This is a genomic window from Arthrobacter sp. P4_F10, assembly GCF_056401435.1.
The window spans coordinates 39,349-56,459 of record NZ_JBFUJJ010000016.1; the positions used below are offsets into that span (position 1 = coordinate 39,349).

Consider the following 17,111-nt stretch of genomic DNA (forward strand, 5'->3'; position numbering starts at 1 on the left):
CACGCTATTTGCTGAAGCCTGCGGTGAGGCCGCTGAGCAGCTGGCGCCGGGCGATGATGTAGACCACCAGCAGCGGCAGCGTGGCGAGCACGACGGCGGCGAGGACGGCCGGGATGTTGACGCTGAATTCCCCTTGGAACGTCCACAGGGACAGCGGCAGCACCCGGGTGGCCGGGCTTTGGGTCAGGATCAGCGGGAACAGGAAGCCGTTCCAGACGTGCAGGGCGTTGTAGATTCCCACCGTGATGACGGCCGGTTTGGTCATGGGCAGCGCCAGGCGCCACATCATGGCCCAGTCGGAGCAGCCGTCCAGCCGCATGGATTCGAAGAGTTCGTTGGGCACGTCCCGCATGAAATTGGACAGGATCAGCACGGAGATCGGGATGGCGAAGGCGATGGAAGGCAGGATCAGCGCCAGCAGGGTGTCGTACATATGGGCGCGCGTGATCATCCAGTAGATGGGGATGATGGTGGCGTGCAGCGGGATGGCCAGGCCCAGCAGGAACAGGTTGTTGGTCCAGTTGAGGAACCTGCTCTTGCCGCGGACGATCGCGTAGGCAGCCATGAAGGAAACCAGCAGTGCCGGCACAACGCTGCCCACTGTGACGATGAGGCTGTTGGCAAAGTATCTGGCGAAGTCGTTCTCGACCACCAGTTTGTAGTTGTCCAGGGTGGGCTCTGCGGGCGGCATCATCGGGTTGGAAGTGAAGAACCCCGCCTGGTTTTTCAGGCTCGTCACCACCACGTAGTAGACGGGGACGATGATGATGGCCAGCCAGAGCCAGCCGCCGAGGCCGCCGAGGAAGTTGGGGCGTGTCCGTCCCGGCCCCTTGGTCCGCGTACGCGGCCTGACTGCGGGGCGGGCGGGGGCCGCGGGTGGGACGGGGAGCTGGGTGATGGAAGCCATCAGGCACCTTCCAATTGGCTTGCGTTGCGGTTCTTGCCGCCCAGCCTCTGCAGCAGCAGGGCGAGAGCCAGACCGATCACGACGAGGATGACGCCGAGGGCACTCGCTGCGCCCATGTCATTGGCTTTGAACCCGGTGAGGTACATGTGCAGCGGGAGCAGCCGCGTGGCGTAGCCGGGACCGCCGCCGGTGAGGACGAAGACGAGGTCAAAGTACGCCAGGGATCCGACCACCATGAGCGTGGAGGAAGTGATGATGGTGTACTTCAGCTGGGGCAGCGTGATGTTGAAGAACTGCTGGACCCGTCCGGCACCGTCGATTTGCGCGGCCTCGTACAGCGACGCGGGGATCTGACGCACGCCGCCTTGGTAGATCAGCGTGTGGAACGGGACAAACTGCCAGGCGATGACGAAGACGACGACGAACAGCACCAGGTCTGAATTGCCCAGCCAGTCCTGGGCCAGGATCGGCAGGCCAAGCCCGGCGCCCAGGCCGAAGTTGGGGTCCAGGAGGGCCTTGAACGCGATGGCGACGGCGGCCGAGGACAACAGCAGCGGCACGAAGTACAGGACGGCCAAGGCCGCCCGATACTTCTGGCCCGCGGCGGTGAAGACCCCCAAGAGCAGGCTGATGGGTGCCTGGACGATGAACGAGAAGAACATGATCTTCGCCGTCACCAGCAGTGCGTTGCCGGTGACGGGGTCCGTCAGGACAGTTGTCCAGCTGGACAACCCGTCCAGCTTGATCTCGCCCAGGCCGTCCCACGAGGTGAAGCTCAGGAACAAGACGCCGATCAGCGGAATGATGGCGAAGAGCAGGAAGAAGGCAAGGGCTGGCGCGGCCAGCCACCCCGACGGGCCCGGCTGGAGGGCCCGTCGGGAAGAACCGGATGTGGTGGACACTGGATTACTTTCCGACCGTCGCGTTCATCGTGGCGACGAACTGCTCCGGGGTGATCTTCTTCAGGAAGATCTGGTCGAGGTTGGCCAGCATGGCGTCACCCTGCGCCGGGCTCAGAGCCTGGTCCCAGGAGAGCGTGAAGCTCGGGGCGTTCTTGGCCATGCCATACACGTAGGTCAGGAAGTCCTTGTCCGGGGACGCTGCGAGCTTGCTTTCGATGCCCTTGACCACCGGCACGGCCCCGGAGTCGATGAGGCCCTGGACGTTGCTGTCCGAGAACATGCCGCTCTTGACGTATTCGAGGGCCGCCTTCTTCTGGCCGTCGGTGGCCTTCGAGGAGACGGACCAGAAGTTGGACGGGTTGCCCACCACGTTGGTCGGGTCCCCCTTGCCGCCGGAAACCGTGGGGAAGGTGGTGTAGCCGAGCTTGCCGCTCTTGACGAAGTCGGCGGCGTCCTTCTTCATGCTCTGGTAGATCCAGCCGCCCTGCAGGATCATGGCCGCCTTGCCGGTGTACAGCAGCGCCTGGTCGGCGTTGCTGTCCGCCGCGATGGACGAGAAGCCGTTGGCGAAGCCGCCCGCGTCCACGAGCTGCTGGATCTTGGTCAGCGCCTCGGTGACCGCGGGGTCGGACCACGCGTTGGGCTTGTTGGCCGCGATGTTGGCGAAGACCTCCGGGCCGCCGATGCGTTCAACGAGGTACTCCAGCCACATCAGGTCCGGCCACCTGGACTGGCCGCCGAGTGAGAACGGGGCAATGCCTGCGTCCTTGAACTTCGGCACGAGTGCCATCAGCTCTTCCCAGGTCTTGGGCGCCTCGGCGCCCACCTTGTCGAAAACGTCCTTGTTGAAGTAGAGCACCACAGGCTGCACATTGTTGTTCGGCAAGGCATAGGTCTTGCCGTCGAGGACGCCGTTCTTGAGCACCGCCGGAAGGTAACGGTCCTTGACCTCGGGGTTGTCCGCCAGGAACCCGGAGAGGTCATCCACCTGTCCCGCGTCCACGTAGGACTTCAGCACGCCGCCGCCCCAGCCATAGATGAAGGTGGGGCCCTGGCCGGCACCGACAGCGGTGCGCACCTTGGTCTTGTAGGCGTCGTTCGCAAAGAAATCGAGCTTGATGGACGAATCCGGGTGGGCGGAGTTCCAGTCAGTGACGGACTTCTGCAGGACGGGCTGGTTGCCGCCCGTCAGCCCCCACATTGTGGCCGAGTCTGCGCTGGCGGCAGTTCCTGCCGGGCCGCTGGAGCCGCAGGCGGCCAGACTGATCGAAACTGCGGCGGCCGAGAGGGCCATTGCGGCACTGCGAAACGTACGATTTTTCATCTGGGATTCCATTCGTCCTCCGGGGTCTGCGCTGATGGCCCGGTTGTGAGAGTGGCAGCCCAACCCTCACAAGGAAGGCTGCGCTGCCGCTGCTGATGGGGTGGAGCTAAGCTTCGAAAAGTTTCGTAAAAGTTTGCGACTTCTGAAACTAAAGTAGTGGTGACAACAGTCACAGTCAAGAGCAAAATCGGAAACGTTGGTTCACTTGGATCAAATAGACTTGACGCCCCAGGCAAACAAGGTGAGACTTCTCCATATCGAAATATTTCGAAAGTACAGGAGTCATCGTGTCAACAGTCCAGGGTTCCGGCAGGCCCACGCTTGCCGCCGTCGCCCGGGAGGCCGGCGTCTCCTCACCCACGGTCTCCAAGGTCATCAACGGACGGGAGGACGTTGCCGAGAGCACGCGCACCAAGGTCCTGGCGGCACTTGAGCAGCTGGGCTACCAGTCCACGCACCAGCGCAAACACGCCGAGGGCCGGACCGGGATTGTGGAAGTGGTGTTCGACTCGCTGTACTCCGCGTACGCCGTCGAGGTCCTGAACGGAGTGCTGGAGCAAGCCGCCTCCATTGACGTCCAAGTCCTGATCGATGTGACCGGGCACCCTGCGGCCATGACGCTCAGTCCGGAGCGGCGGGCCCAACGCATCCTGGATGAAGGCCGGCTCGGTTTGATTGTGGTGACTTCCGGCTTCAGCACGGCACAGCTGAGCGCCTTCCGCCGGCGGCACATCCCGGTAGTGGTGATCGATCCGCTCAACCCGCCGCCGCCGGAGGTTGTCAGCGTGGGTGCCACCAACTGGGCGGGCGGCAAGGAAGCTACGGAGCACTTGCTCGGCCTCGGCCACCGGCGGATCGCTTACGTCGGAGGACCGGAATCGGCCGAATGCAACCAGGCGCGCCTCCATGGCTACATGGCGGCACTCATGGCCGGCGGAGTCCAGGTGCGGCCCGACTACGTCCTGCTGGACAAGTTCCGCCCGGAACACGGAATTCGCAGCCTCCAGACCCTTATGGCCCTCCCCGAGCCACCGACAGCCATTTTCGCGGGGAGTGACAGCATCGGCCTCGGCGTCCTGGCCGAAGCCCGGAGGCACGGACTGCGGATCCCGGAAGACCTGAGCCTAGTGGGCTTCGATGGCACGTACCAGGCGGAGCAGTCCATCCCGGCCTTGACCACCGTGACGCAGCCACTGCAGGAGATGGGCCGCGCCGCCCTGCGCGCCGTCCTCCGGCAGGCCAACGGCGAGGAACTCGACTCGCGTCGGGTGGAACTGGCCACCCACCTTGTGGTCCGGGAATCGACGGCGCCTCCTGCTCTCGGGAACCCGGAGCCGGGCACGCCGCGTCACTAGTCCTCGCGGCACAGGCTGCCGCCCGCCTCCGCCGTGAGCCGGTTCGTGGCCTCCGACGAGTCCGACGGGCAGGTGATTCCAGCCTGCCGCCGGGCTTCATCGAGCAGCGACATGACCATCAGTGTGTCGGCCAGCGGCATAGTTGGGCTCTCGGTCAGCCCGAGTTGAAGGCAGCGGAGCACCTCGCGCAGCTGATAGGTGTACCCATGCCCCGCAGGCACAAAGGTCTCCAGCCGGGTCTCTCCCGAGCCGAAGGTGAGGGCCAGCTCCGTCGGGTTGAACAGCGGTGCGTTGCACCGCATTAGGCCCTTCGTGCCGGACACCGTGGCTGCCTGCGCCGACACGGTGGTCAGCGACACCATGAACTGGGCGCGGGCCCCCGAGGGATAGGAGAGGGTGACAGCAGTTTCGGCATCCACTCCGTCGCCGGTGATGTGGGCTGCGGCCGTCAGGGACTGGGGCGCCCCCAACGCAATGAGCGCCCAGGTCAGCGGATATACGCCGACGTCCATCAACGCGCCGCCCCCTGCCGCCCGCTGCCACAGGCGGGTCTCCGGATGGCGGGGCGCCGGGAAGCCAAGATCCGCTTGGATCGACCGGATCTCGCCCAGTTCCCCCGACGCGATGATCTCCGCCGCCCGCTGCACACTGGGAAGAAACCGGGACCATACGGCCTCCATCAGGAACAGCCCTTTGCGCCTGGCCAGCCCGGCCAGGACAGCGGCGTCCCGCGCGTTGAGCGTCATCGGCTTCTCGCACAGCACATGCTTGCCGGCCTCGAGCGCCGCCTTGGCCACGGTGAAATGGCTGGCGTGCGGTGTGGCGACGTACACGATGTCGACGTCGGGGTCCTGGATCAGCCGTACGTACCCCGGTAGGCCTCCGTCGTCGCCGTAGGCGTGGCGGAAGCCGTGCCTGGCGGCGAATTCCTCCGCGCCGGCGCGGGACCTGGAACTGACGGCGTGCAGGACGGCGTCCGGCAACAGGGCGAGGTCGCTCGTGACAGTGGACGCGATCCTGCCGGTGGAGACAACTCCCCAGCGGACAGGTTCGCCGGAGGCACGGAGCGGGTCCTGGTGGCCGGAGGCAAGCAGTGGAGTCCGGGCAAGCAGGGGCTCAGTTGCTGGGGTCAATGTGGCTGCTCGCCCTCAGGTAGTTTTGCCGTATTACCGGGTGGAAGTCCGGGGCGGGTGCGGCGTCCACCGCGACAGGCCAATCCGGACGGTTGCCGTTGTGGGCCCACGCCGCCTGGACAGCGGCACCCCGGGCCACGTACTCCCCCGGGCTGGGGATCACGACCGGCAGATCGAAGACCTGGGCCGCGATGGACTGCACCGCAGGGTTCTGCACGGCGCCGCCGATCAGGAGGAGGCGTGTTGCGGCGCCGCCTTGCGCCCGGAGGGAATCGAGCCCGCCGGACAGTCCGCTCAGCATGCCTTCGATGGCTGCCCGGGCAAGGTTGCTCCGTGTGCTGGAGGCAATGCTGAGCCCGTGGAAGCTGGCTTTGGCGTGGGGCAGGTTGGGCGTGCGCTCACCTTCGAAGTACGGCACCAGCACCACGCCACCGGCGCCGGGTTCGGCGTCCAGGGCAAGACGCGCAAGTTCGTCGAAGTCCACGCCCAGGATGCCGGCCACCGAGCTGAGCACCCGTGCTGCATTCAGCGTGACAGCAATCGGGAGGTACTCGCCGCTGGCGTCCGCGAATCCCGCCACGGTTCCGCTGGGATCGGAGACGGCGCGGGACGCCACCGAAAACACCGTGCCGCTGGTGCCCACGGACACCACCACGTCTCCGGGCTCGGCCCCCAGTCCCAGGGCGGCGGCCGCGTTGTCGCCGGCACCCGCGCCCAGCAGGATCCGGGGCCCGGATTCCGACGGGCCGAAACCCGCCGGGGCTGGCCGTTCAGCAGAGGATCCGAAGCAGCCGGGGTGGATGGCTCCAGCGGTGTCGCCGGGGCCGAGAACCCGCGGCAGAATAACGGTTCCGGGTTCCCCCGGCCCGGCGTTCCCGGTGGCCTCCCTGGCGTCCCGGCCGAAGGCGATCTTGAACAGTCCAAGATCGTACTCTCCGGCCGATGGGCTCCAATAGCCGGTTCCGCTGGCGTCCGAGCGGTCGGTGGTGAGCTGTTCGAGGTCTGGGCCCAGGGGGCTGGAGGCTGCCGGGCCGTAACCGCGGAGCCGCCAGGTCAGCCAGTCATGGGGCAGTGCGACGGCCGCCACCCGGTCGGCCAGATCCGGCTCGTGGTCCCGGACCCAGCGGACCTTCGTGATGGTGAAGGAGGCCACCGGGACCAGTCCGGTCCGGCGTGCGAAGTCGTCGGCCCCCACTTCGTCGGTGAGTGCGGCCGCGGCCGACGCCGATCGGGTGTCGTTCCACAGCAGCGCCGGCCGCACGACGTCACCGGCGTGGTCCAGCAGCACCATGCCGTGCTGCTGGCCCCCCACCGAGAGCGCGCTGACGTCCGCCAGCCCGCCGGCGTCGTCGAATGCTGCGGACAAGGCCCGCCACCAGTGGTCGGGGTGCACTTCCGTGCCGTCCGGGTGGGCGGCCCGGCCCTCGCGGACCAGGGTGCCGCTGCCGGCGTCCAGGACCACCACCTTGCAGCTTTGGGTGGAGGAGTCGACGCCGGCAACGAGTGTCATGGGAGCAGCCGTCACGGGATCAGCGGGCGCCGAGCAGGTGCTCGATGAAGAGCTGCTGCAGCTTCACGAAGCCGAAGCCCTTGCCGCCGAAGTAGGCGTCGGCGTCGAAGTCCTCGTAGGAAGCACGGTCGGCGCGGAGCTGTTCGTAGCCTTCGCCCGGGTTGAGTGTGGGTTCGTTGATTTCCGCCACGCGGGAGGCCTGCAGCGCGGCCTGGACCTCGGGATCTGCACGGAAGGCCTTGGCGCGTTCCTTGAGCAGCAGGTAGGTCTGCATGTTGGCGGCGGCGGAGTCCCACACGCCGTCGATGTCCTCCGTGCGGCTGGGCTTGTAGTCGAAGTGGCGCGGACCGTTGTAGGCGGGGCCGCCGTCGGGGCCGCCGTTTTCGAGCAGGTCCACCAGGGAGAACGCGTTCTGCAGGTCGCCGTGGCCGAACACCAGGTCCTGGTCGAACTTGATGCTGCGCTGGCCGTTGAGGTCGATGTGGAAGAGCTTGCCCTGGTAGAGCGCCTGGGCGATCCCGTGGGTGAAGTTCAGGCCGGCCATCTGCTCGTGCCCGGTTTCGGGGTTGATGCCCACCAGTTCGGGGCGTTCGAGCGTTTCGATGAATGCCAGGGCGTGGCCCAGGGTGGGCAGCAGAATGTCGCCGCGGGGTTCGTTGGGCTTGGGCTCAATGGCGAACCGGATGTTGTAGCCCTTGTCCGTGACGTAGTCGCCCAGCAGGTTCACGGCTTCGCGGTAGCGTTCCAGGGCGCCGCGGATGTCCTTGGCGGCGTCGTATTCGCTGCCTTCGCGCCCGCCCCACATGACAAAGGTTTCGGCACCGAGCTCGGCGGCGAGGTCGATGTTGTCCAGCACCTTGCGCAGGGCGAAGCGCCGAACGCCGCGGTCGTTGCTGGTGAAGCCGCCGTCCTTGAAGACCGGGTGGCTGAACAGGTTGGTGGTGACCATCGGGACGATCATCCCGGTGGCCTTCAGTGCGCCCGTCAGCCGGTCGATTTCCCGCTGGCGGTCAGCCGCGGAGCAACCGAAGGGAAAGAGGTCGTTGTCGTGGAAGGTGATGCCGTAGGCGCCGAGGTCGCTGAGCCGGTTGACGGCCTCGACCGTGTCCAGCGGCGGGCGCGTGGCTGAGCCGAACTGGTCCTGGGCCTCCCAGCCCACCGTCCAGAGGCCGAAGGAAAACTTGTCGTCACGGGTGGGCTGAATCGCCATTGAATGCTCCGAGGGGTAGGTGTGGCTGGTTGCTGTGCGTTGGGTTCAGAATGAATTGTTCTATACACAAACATATTATGGATTTCTGTGGTGTCAACCACATGCTTGCGAAGATATCGGGATGACTTTGTTGTTCTCTAGCGGATTTCATGAACGGCTGTTATGTTGTGAACAACAGCAAATATCGCAGTCGATGCGGCAGCTCATCTGGCAATGAGGCCCTGGAGTAAAGGATTCAACCGTGATTGATCAGATGGTGACCGAGCATAACTGGGCGGGGAACTACGGCTACCAGGCAGCGCGGATAGCCCATCCGGCCAGCGTGGCGGAACTGCAGGACTTGGTGGCCGGCGCCGGGAAGGTCCGCGCGCTGGGGTCCCGCCATTCCTTCAATGACATTGCAGATACCGCCGGGACCCTGGTGGTGCTGGACAGGCTCGATGCCGGCATCAGCATCGACGTCCAGAACATGACCGTCACGGTCAGTGGTGGTACGCGCTACGGGACGCTCGCGGCGGAGCTGCAGCGCCACGGCTTCGCGCTCCACAACCTCGCCTCCCTGCCGCACATTTCGGTTGCGGGAGCTGTCGCCACCGCCACGCATGGCTCCGGGGATGGCAACGGCAATCTCGCCACGGCCGTGGCGGCGCTTGAGCTGGTCACCTCGGATGGCACAGTGGTCACGGCCAGGCGTGGCGACGCCGACTTTGCCGGCATGGTGGTGGGGCTGGGGGCACTGGGCATTGTGAGCCGCCTGACCCTGGATATTGAGCCCAGCTTCGAGATTGCCCAGAGTGTCTTTGAAGGCCTGGACTGGGAACAGGTCCTGGCGAGTTTCGATGACGTCACGTCCTCGGCCTACAGCGTGAGCCTGTTCACCGACTGGAGCGGGGCCACAGTGGGTCAGGCGTGGCTCAAGAACCGCACAGACCAGGCGGCGCCACCCGCCGGATTGCCGGAATTCTTCTCCGGCACGCCGGCCACCCAGGCCCGGCACCCGCTACCAGGAGTGTCCGGAAGCAACTGCACGCAGCAACTCGGCATTCCGGGACCGTGGTCCGACAGGGTCGCCCACTTCCGGATGGAATTCACGCCCAGCAAAGGCGACGAGCTGCAGAGCGAATACCTGATCCCGCGGGAGCATGCCGTGGCGGCCATCCGCACGATGCGCAAGCTCTCCAGCGTGGTCACTCCCCTGCTCCTGGTCGGGGAAATCCGCACCATAGCGGCAGACCAGCTGTGGCTCAGCCCCAACTACGGCAGGGACGGGATCGGCCTGCACTTCACCTGGCGCCAGGATGAGCCGGCGGTCAGCGCAATCCTGCCCCTCCTCGAAGCGGAGCTGGCCCCGTTCGCCGCCAGACCGCATTGGGGCAAACTGTTCCACGGCGGTGCGGCCAGCATCGCCCCGCTGTATCCCGGCTTTGCCGACTTCACCGCGCTGGCTGGCCGGCTGGATCCGGCCGGAAAATTCCGTAACTCATTCCTGGACCGCACGGTGTTCGGCCGCTGATAGTGTCACGATGATGCCTCCACGTACCCATGCTTCCGCGCCTGTGAGCGAACCGGATCCGTCGCGCCGGAACAATCTGTCGCTGCTGACCTCCCTCGTCCATCACCACGGCGTACTCAGCCGCGCCCAGCTGACCCGGCACACAGGGCTGAACCGCTCCACCGTCGGGACGCTGATCGGGCAGCTCGTCTCCCTGGGCGTGGTCTATGAAACGGCTCCCGCCGGCGAGGGGCAGGTTGGCCGGCCCAGCCCGGAGGTCCATCCCAGCCCGTCGGTTGCGGCGCTGGCCGTCAACCCGGAAATCGACGCCGTGACCATCGGCCTGGTGAGCCTCGGCGGGAAGGTGCAAAAGAAAATCCGCTTCGAAACCGAACGGATCCCGAGCGCCCGGGAAGCGGTGAACATCGCCTCGGCTGTCATGGCCGGGATGCGCTCCGAACTGGATGTCTCTTACCGGATCACCGGAATCGGCGTGGCCGTGCCCGGCCTGGTCAACCGCGACGACGGCGTGGTGCGGCATGCACCGCACCTGGGCTGGCGCAATGAGCCGGTCGCCCGGATGCTGAGCGAGGCCACCGGCTACCCGTGCCTCGCCGCCAACGACGCCTCGCTGGGCGCCGAAGCCGAGCAGATTTTCGGGGCGGGTGCCGGGCAGGGGAACCTGATCTACCTCAACGGCGGCGCCAGCGGCATTGGCGGCGGGATCATCTCCGACGGGCAGCTGCTCCGGGGGGCCTCCGGCTACGCCGGGGAACTCGGCCACACCTTTGTGCGCACGGGAGGCAAGACCTGCCATTGCGGTGCCACTGGCTGCCTGGAAACCGAAGTCTCCCAATCCCGCCTCCTCGAGCTGGCCGGCTTGACCCGCGGCGACACCGCGGACCTCGAAAACGCCCTCGCGAACAGCAGCAGTGCCGAGGTGAACGACGAAGTCGCCCGACAGTTGCTGTATCTGGGCATTGCCCTGCGCAATGCCGTGAACATTTTCAACCCAGAGGCAATCGTCCTGGACGGTTTCCTGGGGACGCTGCATGCGCTCGCGCCGACGTCGTTGATCGGAACGCTGCTGTCCCAGGCAATGGACGGTCCCGCGGGCCAGGTCAAGATCTACCGTGCGGCGCTCGGATCCGATCTGATGATGATCGGGGCTGCAGAGCTGGCCTTCGCACAGTTCCTGGCCGATCCCGCGGGCATCGGCACAACCACCGCCACCCTGCCCGCACCCACGTCCCAGACAGGCTGACTATGCAGAACCAGACAGTGCAGCACCAGAGCCTGGCACCGATGGGCGAGAACTACGAACTGCAGGCTGTGTTGGGAGGCCGCCGCCAACGAGCAGTCGTGACGGAAATCGCCGCCAGCCTGCGGGCCCTCGAAATCGACGGCATCGCCCTCCTGCAGGACTACCCCGCCGCGGCCGGACCGCCGTCGTGCGCGGGCTGGGTCCTGGTGCCATGGCCCAACCGGGTGGCGGACGGAAAGTGGACCTACGACGGCGTCCCGCAGCAACTGGAGATCACGGAACCCGTCAACGGCAACGCCCTGCACGGGCTGCTGTCCGGCGCCGCATACAGGGTCGCGCACCGGTCGGCGGACAGCATCACGCTGGCGGCCGATGTCGCACCCGCACCGGGCTACCCCTTTGAACTCGCGACGGCGGTCCACTACCAACTCGCGGAGGACGGGCTTCTTGTCACCCACAGCCTGACGAATACGGGCAGCCGGGCAGCCCCGGTGGCCGTCGGGGCGCACCCGTTCCTCAGGCTGGGCGCTGTGCCCACGGAAGACCTGACGCTGTTCATCAATGCCGACACGCACATCGAGGTCGATGAGCGGCTGAACCCGACCGGTGCCACCGCAGCCGTCCGCGGGACCCGGCACGACTTCCGGGCAGGGCAACGTGTGGGCGACGTCGCCCTCGATGATGCGTGGAGCGACGTCTGCCGGGAACCGGACGGCAGCTCGCTTCACTATCTGGAAGCCCCGGACGGCAGCCAGGTGCAACTGTTCATGGATGCGTCCTTCGGCTATGTCCAGGCCTTCACGACCCGCATTTTCCCAACCGACGGCGGCCTGGTCACAGCGGTGGCGGTGGAGCCCATGACGGCCCCGGCCGATGCCTTGAACAGCGGCAAAGGACTGCGCTGGCTGGCCCCCGGCGAGACGTGGCGTCTCAGCTGGGGTATCCGCTACCAGCTGCCCTGAGAGACCCGGCGAAGGAAGCCCGGCGAGTTCGCCGGAGACCTGCGGGTTCGCCGGAATGCCCCCTTGTGTCAGGCTGTCTGAGCAGGTTTCCGGCGGCTTCGGCCATGCACGAGCCCGCTACCCGCGCCTCCGGTCCCTGGCCGGCGCGTCCTTCCCGAACCAGGCGCTGACCAGCAGCCACACGGACCACACCAGGACCAGGACAATCCCGGCCAGTGTGGGAATGGTGTTCCCCGGGGAGAAGCCTTCGGCCCCAATGATCCAGCCCTGGGCAATGTACGCCAACCCGGAGAGCGCCATGAGATAGCCGATCAGCGCGGAGACGCGGCGTGCCCCGACAACCACGGCACCGGTCAGGAGCAGGGCCGCGCCCAGCACGAAGCTCTGGTAGCTGCGCATGCCCCACTCCAGCCACCGGATGCCCTCGGCGGTCGCAAACCGGGCGGTTTTCTCCGGCTCCGCGGCGGCAGCCCAGGCGTCCACGGCGTGCTTGAGGGCAACCCCGTCGACGGCCTGGAGGGAGGCATACAGTGCCAGTGCGGCGACCGCTGCCACCGCACCGAAGAGGGCCGCCCAGGCCAAGGCTCCGTCCGGCGCTTTCAGGACCACCAGCAGGACCAGCAGCCCGGAGATGAGAAGCGCCATGCCAGCGAACTGCCCCAAGTGGACGGCAGTCCAGATGCCGCTGCGGGCGTACTCCGCGAACGTCGCCGGATGGTCGTTCGCGGTGGCCGTATCGGCATGGAGCAGCCCGGCAATCACCGACACCGCGAAGCCGGCAAACGCCAGCGTGGCGGCAAGGCGCAACGGGCCACGGGGCGGTGACGGGCGCCCCGACTCGGCCGAAGCCGCCGGCCGCGGGCTGTGGCCGTCTTGTGTTCCGAACTTCTTCATGGGCATCGCCCGCTTCGTGCCGACGTGCAGGTTCGCAGTGTGTGCGCCTAAGCGCAGGCTACCCCGATTGCCCGCGCGAGGCCACGGCACGTTGCAGCGGCAATTGCCTGGGCCTCCTGATAGCGGCCGTTGCGTAATGCCAGCACTCAAGGAGGGGCGGGCACGGAACCGCCACAGCCGACTTTTTCGGACTTTGGTATTGCGCCCGGTCCGCCGATCATCCACACTGGCTACAGATCCGCAGGAGATTGCTTCCGCCGATCCAGCCCGCCAGACACTTCGGCCGGCCACCGCCCCATTAGAGAATGTCGGGCAACCCCTCTGGAACCACCGCTTTCCGCCTCCCCGGGTATGCCCGGACCCCGGAAACCCGTGCCCGCTGAGGACCCCGGCACATCCCGCCTAGAAAGAGACCACGATGATCAAGCGCCACTCGGACGTCGTCCTGGAAATCACCGCCCACGACCCGGATACCGTCGAAAACGACCTGAACGCCGCCGTAGAGATCGCCCGCGAACACGCCATGAAGGAATGCCGCCACGGCATCCTCGTTACCCAGCACGGATACACCAGCTACACCGTCGCTGTAAGCCGCGATGTCCCGTACGGACAGACGCTCGAACGGCGTGAAGAGCCGGCGAGCTCATAGACGGAGACTGGTCCGTGCCGCTGAGGTTCACCAAACCGGCTCACAGCGCAGGATCGCTCTCTGGGAGTTCAGCGTGCGGACGGGCACTGTCATGAGATGGTCATGCTGAGCCTGCGCGGGGATGAGGGCTTCGATCGCGCCCATATCGTGCGACGCTAGTTGCATGGATCTGGAGATATCGCCTGCGCTCACGATTCCCGCGCCGGAATTGCGTTGGCGGTTCTCGCGTTCGTCCGGGCCAGGCGGTCAACACGTCAATACCTCGGACAGCCGCGTCGAACTCTCGTGGAACGTCGCCGCCTCGGCGGCGCTTTCGGACGGCCAACGGCTGATGCTGGTCACGCGTCTCGGACCGCGCCTCATCACCGGGGTGATCACCGTGACCGCCTCCGAGCGGCGCTCCCAGCTGCGCAATCGCGAGATCGCCCTGGCCAAGCTCGCCGACCTCGTGGCAGAGGGTCTTGCTCCCGATGCTGCCCGACGCCGGGCGACCAAACCGACCAGGGGCTCGAACCGCCGGCGCCTCGCCGCAAAGGAACGGCGGGCGGCGACGAAACAGCAACGAAAGCGGCCGTCCCTCGATTAGCGCCGGCCAGTCGAGAGCGAGCGGTTCCCGGTCATGAGCGGGCCGCCGTGGGGTGGGCGCCGTTAACGTGCCCGGAGGCAGTCATGGCCGTGTACTCGATCCGCTCCGAGCGGCCCGTGTGCAGGGAGCGGGTGGCGGCCTCCGCGATGGCCTGGGCCTTGAGCCCGTCGTCGAGCGAGGGCGTCAGGGTCGTTCCGCCTTCCACCGCGGCGACGAAGTGGGCCAGGGCGGCGGCGTAGGTGGGCTGGACGCGTTCGAACCAGCCGGGGTGCAGCCCGTCGTCCACCACCTGACCTGCGCGGTACCTGGACACGGCTCCGGTGCGGCGGCGTCCTGCCTCGACCAGGCCCGCGGAGCCCATGACCTCGATCCGCTCGTCGTAGCCGTAGCCCGTGCGCCGGACGCTGTCGATCTGTACCAGCGCACCGGTGGGCAGCCGGAGCGTGACCGCGGAGGTGTCGACGTCGTCGTACTCGGCCAGGCGGGGATCGGACAGGGCGGAGCCGACGGCGAAAACGTCCACCGGGTCCAGCCCGGTGAGCCAGCGGGCGAGGTCGAAGAAGTGCACGGTCTGGTCTCGCATCTGGCCGCCTGATGTGGCGATGTACGACAGCGGCGGCAGGGCCGGCCCGCGGGTGGTGAGCTGGAGGAGTTCGACGTCGCCGATCTCACCGGCGTCGATGACCCGCTTAAGTTCGGCATAGTCGCGGTCGAAGCGGCGGTTGAAGTCGACCATGACCGGGACGGCGCGGCCGGCTGCGTGGGCGGCGGCCTCCCGGGCCCGGTCAAGGTCCAGGTCAATCGGCTTCTCGCACAATACGGCCAGCCCGGCGTCGGCGGCGCGGACCAAGTGCTGGGCGTGGGTGTCGGTGGAGGAGGCGATGAAGACCGCGTCAATTTGTTCGGGGTCGAACACCTCGTCCAGGTCCCGGGCGGTGCGGGTTCCGTGCGTGTCAGCCAGGGCCTTGGCTCGGTTCTGGTCGATGTCATAGGCGCGGGAAAATTCGACGCCGGGATGGGCGGCGAGGTTGGCGGCGTGAACGGAACCGATGAAACCGGCCCCCAGGAGGGCGAAGCGCAGCACGTCAGCCTCCTGTCTCGGGGCGGGCCGGCTTCGGCGACTGTGGTGCACTCATAACAATTCCTCACTGCTGGACAAACACTATTGGACAACCACTTGGACCGGTCCATAATGGACTTTGTCGGTGACGCTCGTCAACCCCTTATGCTGGGACGGCATCCAGAGGAGGAGCGCCATGAACCACCCGCCGGCCCCCGGCCAACCGCCCCGCCGGCCCACCATCCGCGACGTCGCCGAGCGCGCCGGGGTGTCCAAATCCCTCGTGTCCCTGGTGCTGGGCGGATCCTCCAACGTCGGCGCCGGCCGCCGGCAGGCCGTCCTGGACGCGATGGCCGAGCTCGACTACAGGCCTAACCAGCTTGCCCGCGGGCTTTCCAGCCCGCACAGCGGCACTGTCGGCGTGCTGCTCAACGACCTCCGGAATCCCTGGTTTGTCGAACTCCTCGAGGGCCTGAGCGCGACGCTGCACGCAGCCGGCGTCTCCCCCGTCCTCGTCGATTCCTACACCGACCACCGGGTGGGCCGCCGTTCCGTGGAAACCCTGCTGGAGCAGCGCATCGACGGCATTGTGGTGGTCGGCACCACCTCAGAGGAAGCCGCCCTGGAGGCCGCCATCGCCAGTGTGCCGGTGGTCCTCGCCGGCACCCGGGAGCCCGCCCTGCCCGGAGCGGACATCGTGGTTGACGACGACGCCTCCGGTGCCCGCCAGGCGGCCGAGCACCTCATCGCCCTCGGGCACCGGCGCATCGCCCACCTTCAGGGCCCCGGCGAGATCGGCCGGCTGCGACGGGCCGGCTACGAGGATGCGATGCGGGATGCCGGGCTGGATCCCTGGGTCGTGGCCGGCGGCATGAGTGAGGAAAGCGGATCCGACGCCGCCCACCGCCTGCTCGCCGGACCGGAGCGGCCCACCGCGATTTTCGCCTTCAACGACCTCGCCTGCATCGGCGCGCTCTCAGCGGCCGCCGACCAGGGCCTCACGGTACCGGGCGACCTCTCGCTGGTCGGATACGACAACACGTACCTCGCCCGCATACGCCACTTGTCCCTGACCTCGGTGGACAACGGCAACTTCGCCGTGGGCCTGCAGGCGGGGAAGTTCATCCTGGAACGGCGGGAAACCCGGGATCTTCCGCAGCGCCTGTACCTCGTTCCAACGCAGCTTGTGGTCCGGGGCTCCACCGGGCACGCCCCGGACAGCGCTTAGCCAGAGCCGGTTAGCCGGCCCCGTTCCAGAGTCGCCGCCACCAGGACTGCTTTGGTTCCGGCTCGGGCGGGTCAGCGGTGGCCGCGGCAGCCCGGCGGCCCCGCCAGCGGTCCAGTTCGACGTCGACGTCGCGCGTTTTGGTGATCACCGGCGGCCCGCCCTGCAGCTGCCGCCGGGCATCGATGACCCGGGCGTTGAAGTCCTCCACGATCTCGCGCACCTGCTTTTCGCTGAACTGGGCATCCAGACGGGCATCCAGCTCGGCGTCCTCGGTGCGGAGCAGGATCGCCTTCGGGCCCAGGCCGGAGATGTTCTCCCGCTGGATCAGGCCCTTGACCCACCAGTCGGGGTCATACGCCTCCCCCAACCCCGGAATAGGTTTGCCGGCATATTTGAGGTTGTCGAACTTGCCCTGCGCCATGGCGTCCCGGATCAGGTACTCGGCCTTCGCGGCGTCGTCGATCTTGGCGCGCTTTTGCCGGAGCTCCTCCTCGGCGGCGTTGAGCGCATCGTTCTCCTGGGCGGTGCTGCCCGAGGCCCGGACGCTACGAAGTTCCGCGGCGCGCTCCACGCGGCGCCGGAACACGCTGTTTGAACCGCTCACCCCACTGCTCATCAGCCACCACCGTCCTCGC

General features: G+C 67.1%; 16 protein-coding genes. 7 read left to right on the plus strand and 9 right to left on the minus strand.

Annotation, left to right across the window (positions count from 1 at the left end; all coding sequences use genetic code 11):
• Positions 1 to 4: 4 nt before the first annotated feature.
• From AC1DR1_RS15695 to AC1DR1_RS15705, 3 genes are read right to left on the minus strand one after another with little or no spacing between them, the layout of a single operon-like run.
• Positions 5 to 907: a carbohydrate ABC transporter permease gene (locus AC1DR1_RS15695; RefSeq protein ID WP_364744118.1), complete on the minus strand. Its 903-nt coding sequence runs from the start codon at positions 905 to 907 to the stop codon at positions 5 to 7.
• The gene (locus tag AC1DR1_RS15700) at positions 907 to 1,809 is read right to left on the minus strand and encodes a carbohydrate ABC transporter permease (protein ID WP_364744121.1); all 903 of its coding nucleotides are present in this window, start codon (positions 1,807 to 1,809) and stop codon (positions 907 to 909) included. The genes AC1DR1_RS15695 and AC1DR1_RS15700 overlap by 1 nt, the downstream gene beginning before the upstream one ends.
• Before the next feature lie 4 nt (positions 1,810 to 1,813).
• Positions 1,814 to 3,133 (minus strand): extracellular solute-binding protein, encoded by a 1,320-nt coding sequence (locus AC1DR1_RS15705; protein ID WP_364744124.1) that lies wholly within the window; start codon positions 3,131 to 3,133, stop codon positions 1,814 to 1,816.
• Positions 3,134 to 3,420: 287 nt separating this feature from the next.
• On the opposite strand from AC1DR1_RS15705, the gene AC1DR1_RS15710 reads away from it, so the two are divergent.
• A complete protein-coding gene (locus AC1DR1_RS15710) occupies positions 3,421 to 4,488 on the plus strand; it encodes a LacI family DNA-binding transcriptional regulator (protein ID WP_364744126.1) in 1,068 nt (355 codons plus the stop codon).
• Here AC1DR1_RS15710 and AC1DR1_RS15715 read toward each other — a convergent pair.
• The 3 genes from AC1DR1_RS15715 to xylA are packed head-to-tail and all read right to left on the minus strand — an operon-like array spanning position 4,485 to position 8,341.
• The gene (locus AC1DR1_RS15715; protein ID WP_229995850.1) at positions 4,485 to 5,621 is read right to left on the minus strand and encodes a Gfo/Idh/MocA family protein; all 1,137 of its coding nucleotides are present in this window, start codon (positions 5,619 to 5,621) and stop codon (positions 4,485 to 4,487) included. The genes AC1DR1_RS15710 and AC1DR1_RS15715 overlap by 4 nt on opposite strands.
• Entirely contained in the window at positions 5,605 to 7,131 is a 1,527-nt protein-coding gene (locus AC1DR1_RS15720; protein WP_476992862.1) for a xylulokinase, read from the minus strand. The genes AC1DR1_RS15715 and AC1DR1_RS15720 overlap by 17 nt, the downstream gene beginning before the upstream one ends.
• Before the next feature lie 19 nt (positions 7,132 to 7,150).
• Positions 7,151 to 8,341 carry a xylose isomerase gene (xylA, locus tag AC1DR1_RS15725; RefSeq protein ID WP_229995848.1) on the minus strand — a complete coding sequence of 397 codons (1,191 nt, stop codon included), beginning with the start codon at positions 8,339 to 8,341 and terminating at the stop codon, positions 7,151 to 7,153.
• A gap of 253 nt (positions 8,342 to 8,594) precedes the next feature.
• Between xylA and AC1DR1_RS15730 the strand changes: the two genes are divergently transcribed.
• Genes AC1DR1_RS15730 through AC1DR1_RS15740 form a run of 3 tightly spaced genes read left to right on the plus strand, consistent with a single transcriptional unit; the run spans position 8,595 to position 12,059 of the window.
• The gene (locus AC1DR1_RS15730) at positions 8,595 to 9,854 is read left to right on the plus strand and encodes an FAD-binding protein (protein WP_476992876.1); all 1,260 of its coding nucleotides are present in this window, start codon (positions 8,595 to 8,597) and stop codon (positions 9,852 to 9,854) included.
• Between the two features lie 43 nt (positions 9,855 to 9,897).
• A complete protein-coding gene (locus AC1DR1_RS15735) occupies positions 9,898 to 11,097 on the plus strand; it encodes an ROK family protein (RefSeq protein WP_364744138.1) in 1,200 nt (399 codons plus the stop codon).
• 2 nt (positions 11,098 to 11,099) lie between these two features.
• The gene (locus tag AC1DR1_RS15740; protein ID WP_476992863.1) at positions 11,100 to 12,059 is read left to right on the plus strand and encodes an aldose 1-epimerase family protein; all 960 of its coding nucleotides are present in this window, start codon (positions 11,100 to 11,102) and stop codon (positions 12,057 to 12,059) included.
• Between the two features lie 117 nt (positions 12,060 to 12,176).
• Here AC1DR1_RS15740 and AC1DR1_RS15745 read toward each other — a convergent pair whose 3' ends face one another.
• Complete coding sequence (locus AC1DR1_RS15745; RefSeq protein ID WP_476992864.1) at positions 12,177 to 12,953, minus strand: DUF4386 family protein; 777 nt, start codon at positions 12,951 to 12,953, stop codon at positions 12,177 to 12,179.
• Positions 12,954 to 13,371: 418 nt separating this feature from the next.
• Between AC1DR1_RS15745 and AC1DR1_RS15750 the strand changes: the two genes are divergently transcribed.
• A complete protein-coding gene (locus AC1DR1_RS15750; RefSeq protein ID WP_229996181.1) occupies positions 13,372 to 13,602 on the plus strand; it encodes a hypothetical protein in 231 nt (76 codons plus the stop codon).
• Positions 13,603 to 13,765: 163 nt separating this feature from the next.
• Positions 13,766 to 14,188, plus strand: coding sequence for an alternative ribosome rescue aminoacyl-tRNA hydrolase ArfB (gene arfB / locus AC1DR1_RS15755; RefSeq protein ID WP_364744146.1), 423 nt, complete (start codon positions 13,766 to 13,768; stop codon positions 14,186 to 14,188).
• Positions 14,189 to 14,219: 31 nt separating this feature from the next.
• Here arfB and AC1DR1_RS15760 read toward each other — a convergent pair whose 3' ends face one another.
• Positions 14,220 to 15,272 (minus strand): Gfo/Idh/MocA family oxidoreductase, encoded by a 1,053-nt coding sequence (locus tag AC1DR1_RS15760; protein WP_364744149.1) that lies wholly within the window; start codon positions 15,270 to 15,272, stop codon positions 14,220 to 14,222.
• Between the two features lie 172 nt (positions 15,273 to 15,444).
• Here AC1DR1_RS15760 and AC1DR1_RS15765 point away from each other — a divergent pair, with 172 nt between their 5' ends.
• The gene (locus AC1DR1_RS15765; protein ID WP_364744152.1) at positions 15,445 to 16,476 is read left to right on the plus strand and encodes a LacI family DNA-binding transcriptional regulator; all 1,032 of its coding nucleotides are present in this window, start codon (positions 15,445 to 15,447) and stop codon (positions 16,474 to 16,476) included.
• Positions 16,477 to 16,486: 10 nt separating this feature from the next.
• Here AC1DR1_RS15765 and AC1DR1_RS15770 read toward each other — a convergent pair whose 3' ends face one another.
• Positions 16,487 to 17,080, minus strand: a complete 594-nt coding sequence (locus AC1DR1_RS15770) for a DnaJ family domain-containing protein (RefSeq protein ID WP_414645466.1) — start codon at positions 17,078 to 17,080, stop codon at positions 16,487 to 16,489.
• Positions 17,081 to 17,111: the final 31 nt, after the last annotated feature.

Coding starts and splice junctions, on each gene's coding strand:
- AC1DR1_RS15695 (WP_364744118.1), bottom strand. CDS start 907: ATGGCTTCCATCACCCAGCTCCCCGTCCCACCCGCGGCCCCCGCCCGC.
- AC1DR1_RS15705 (WP_364744124.1), bottom strand. CDS start 3,133: ATGAAAAATCGTACGTTTCGCAGTGCCGCAATGGCCCTCTCGGCCGCC.
- AC1DR1_RS15720 (WP_476992862.1), bottom strand. CDS start 7,131: ATGACACTCGTTGCCGGCGTCGACTCCTCCACCCAAAGCTGCAAGGTG.
- xylA (WP_229995848.1), bottom strand. CDS start 8,341: ATGGCGATTCAGCCCACCCGTGACGACAAGTTTTCCTTCGGCCTCTGG.
- AC1DR1_RS15730 (WP_476992876.1), top strand. CDS start 8,595: ATGGTGACCGAGCATAACTGGGCGGGGAACTACGGCTACCAGGCAGCG.
- AC1DR1_RS15740 (WP_476992863.1), top strand. CDS start 11,100: ATGCAGAACCAGACAGTGCAGCACCAGAGCCTGGCACCGATGGGCGAG.
- AC1DR1_RS15745 (WP_476992864.1), bottom strand. CDS start 12,953: ATGAAGAAGTTCGGAACACAAGACGGCCACAGCCCGCGGCCGGCGGCT.
- AC1DR1_RS15750 (WP_229996181.1), top strand. CDS start 13,372: ATGATCAAGCGCCACTCGGACGTCGTCCTGGAAATCACCGCCCACGAC.
- arfB (WP_364744146.1), top strand. CDS start 13,766: ATGGATCTGGAGATATCGCCTGCGCTCACGATTCCCGCGCCGGAATTG.
- AC1DR1_RS15765 (WP_364744152.1), top strand. CDS start 15,445: ATGAACCACCCGCCGGCCCCCGGCCAACCGCCCCGCCGGCCCACCATC.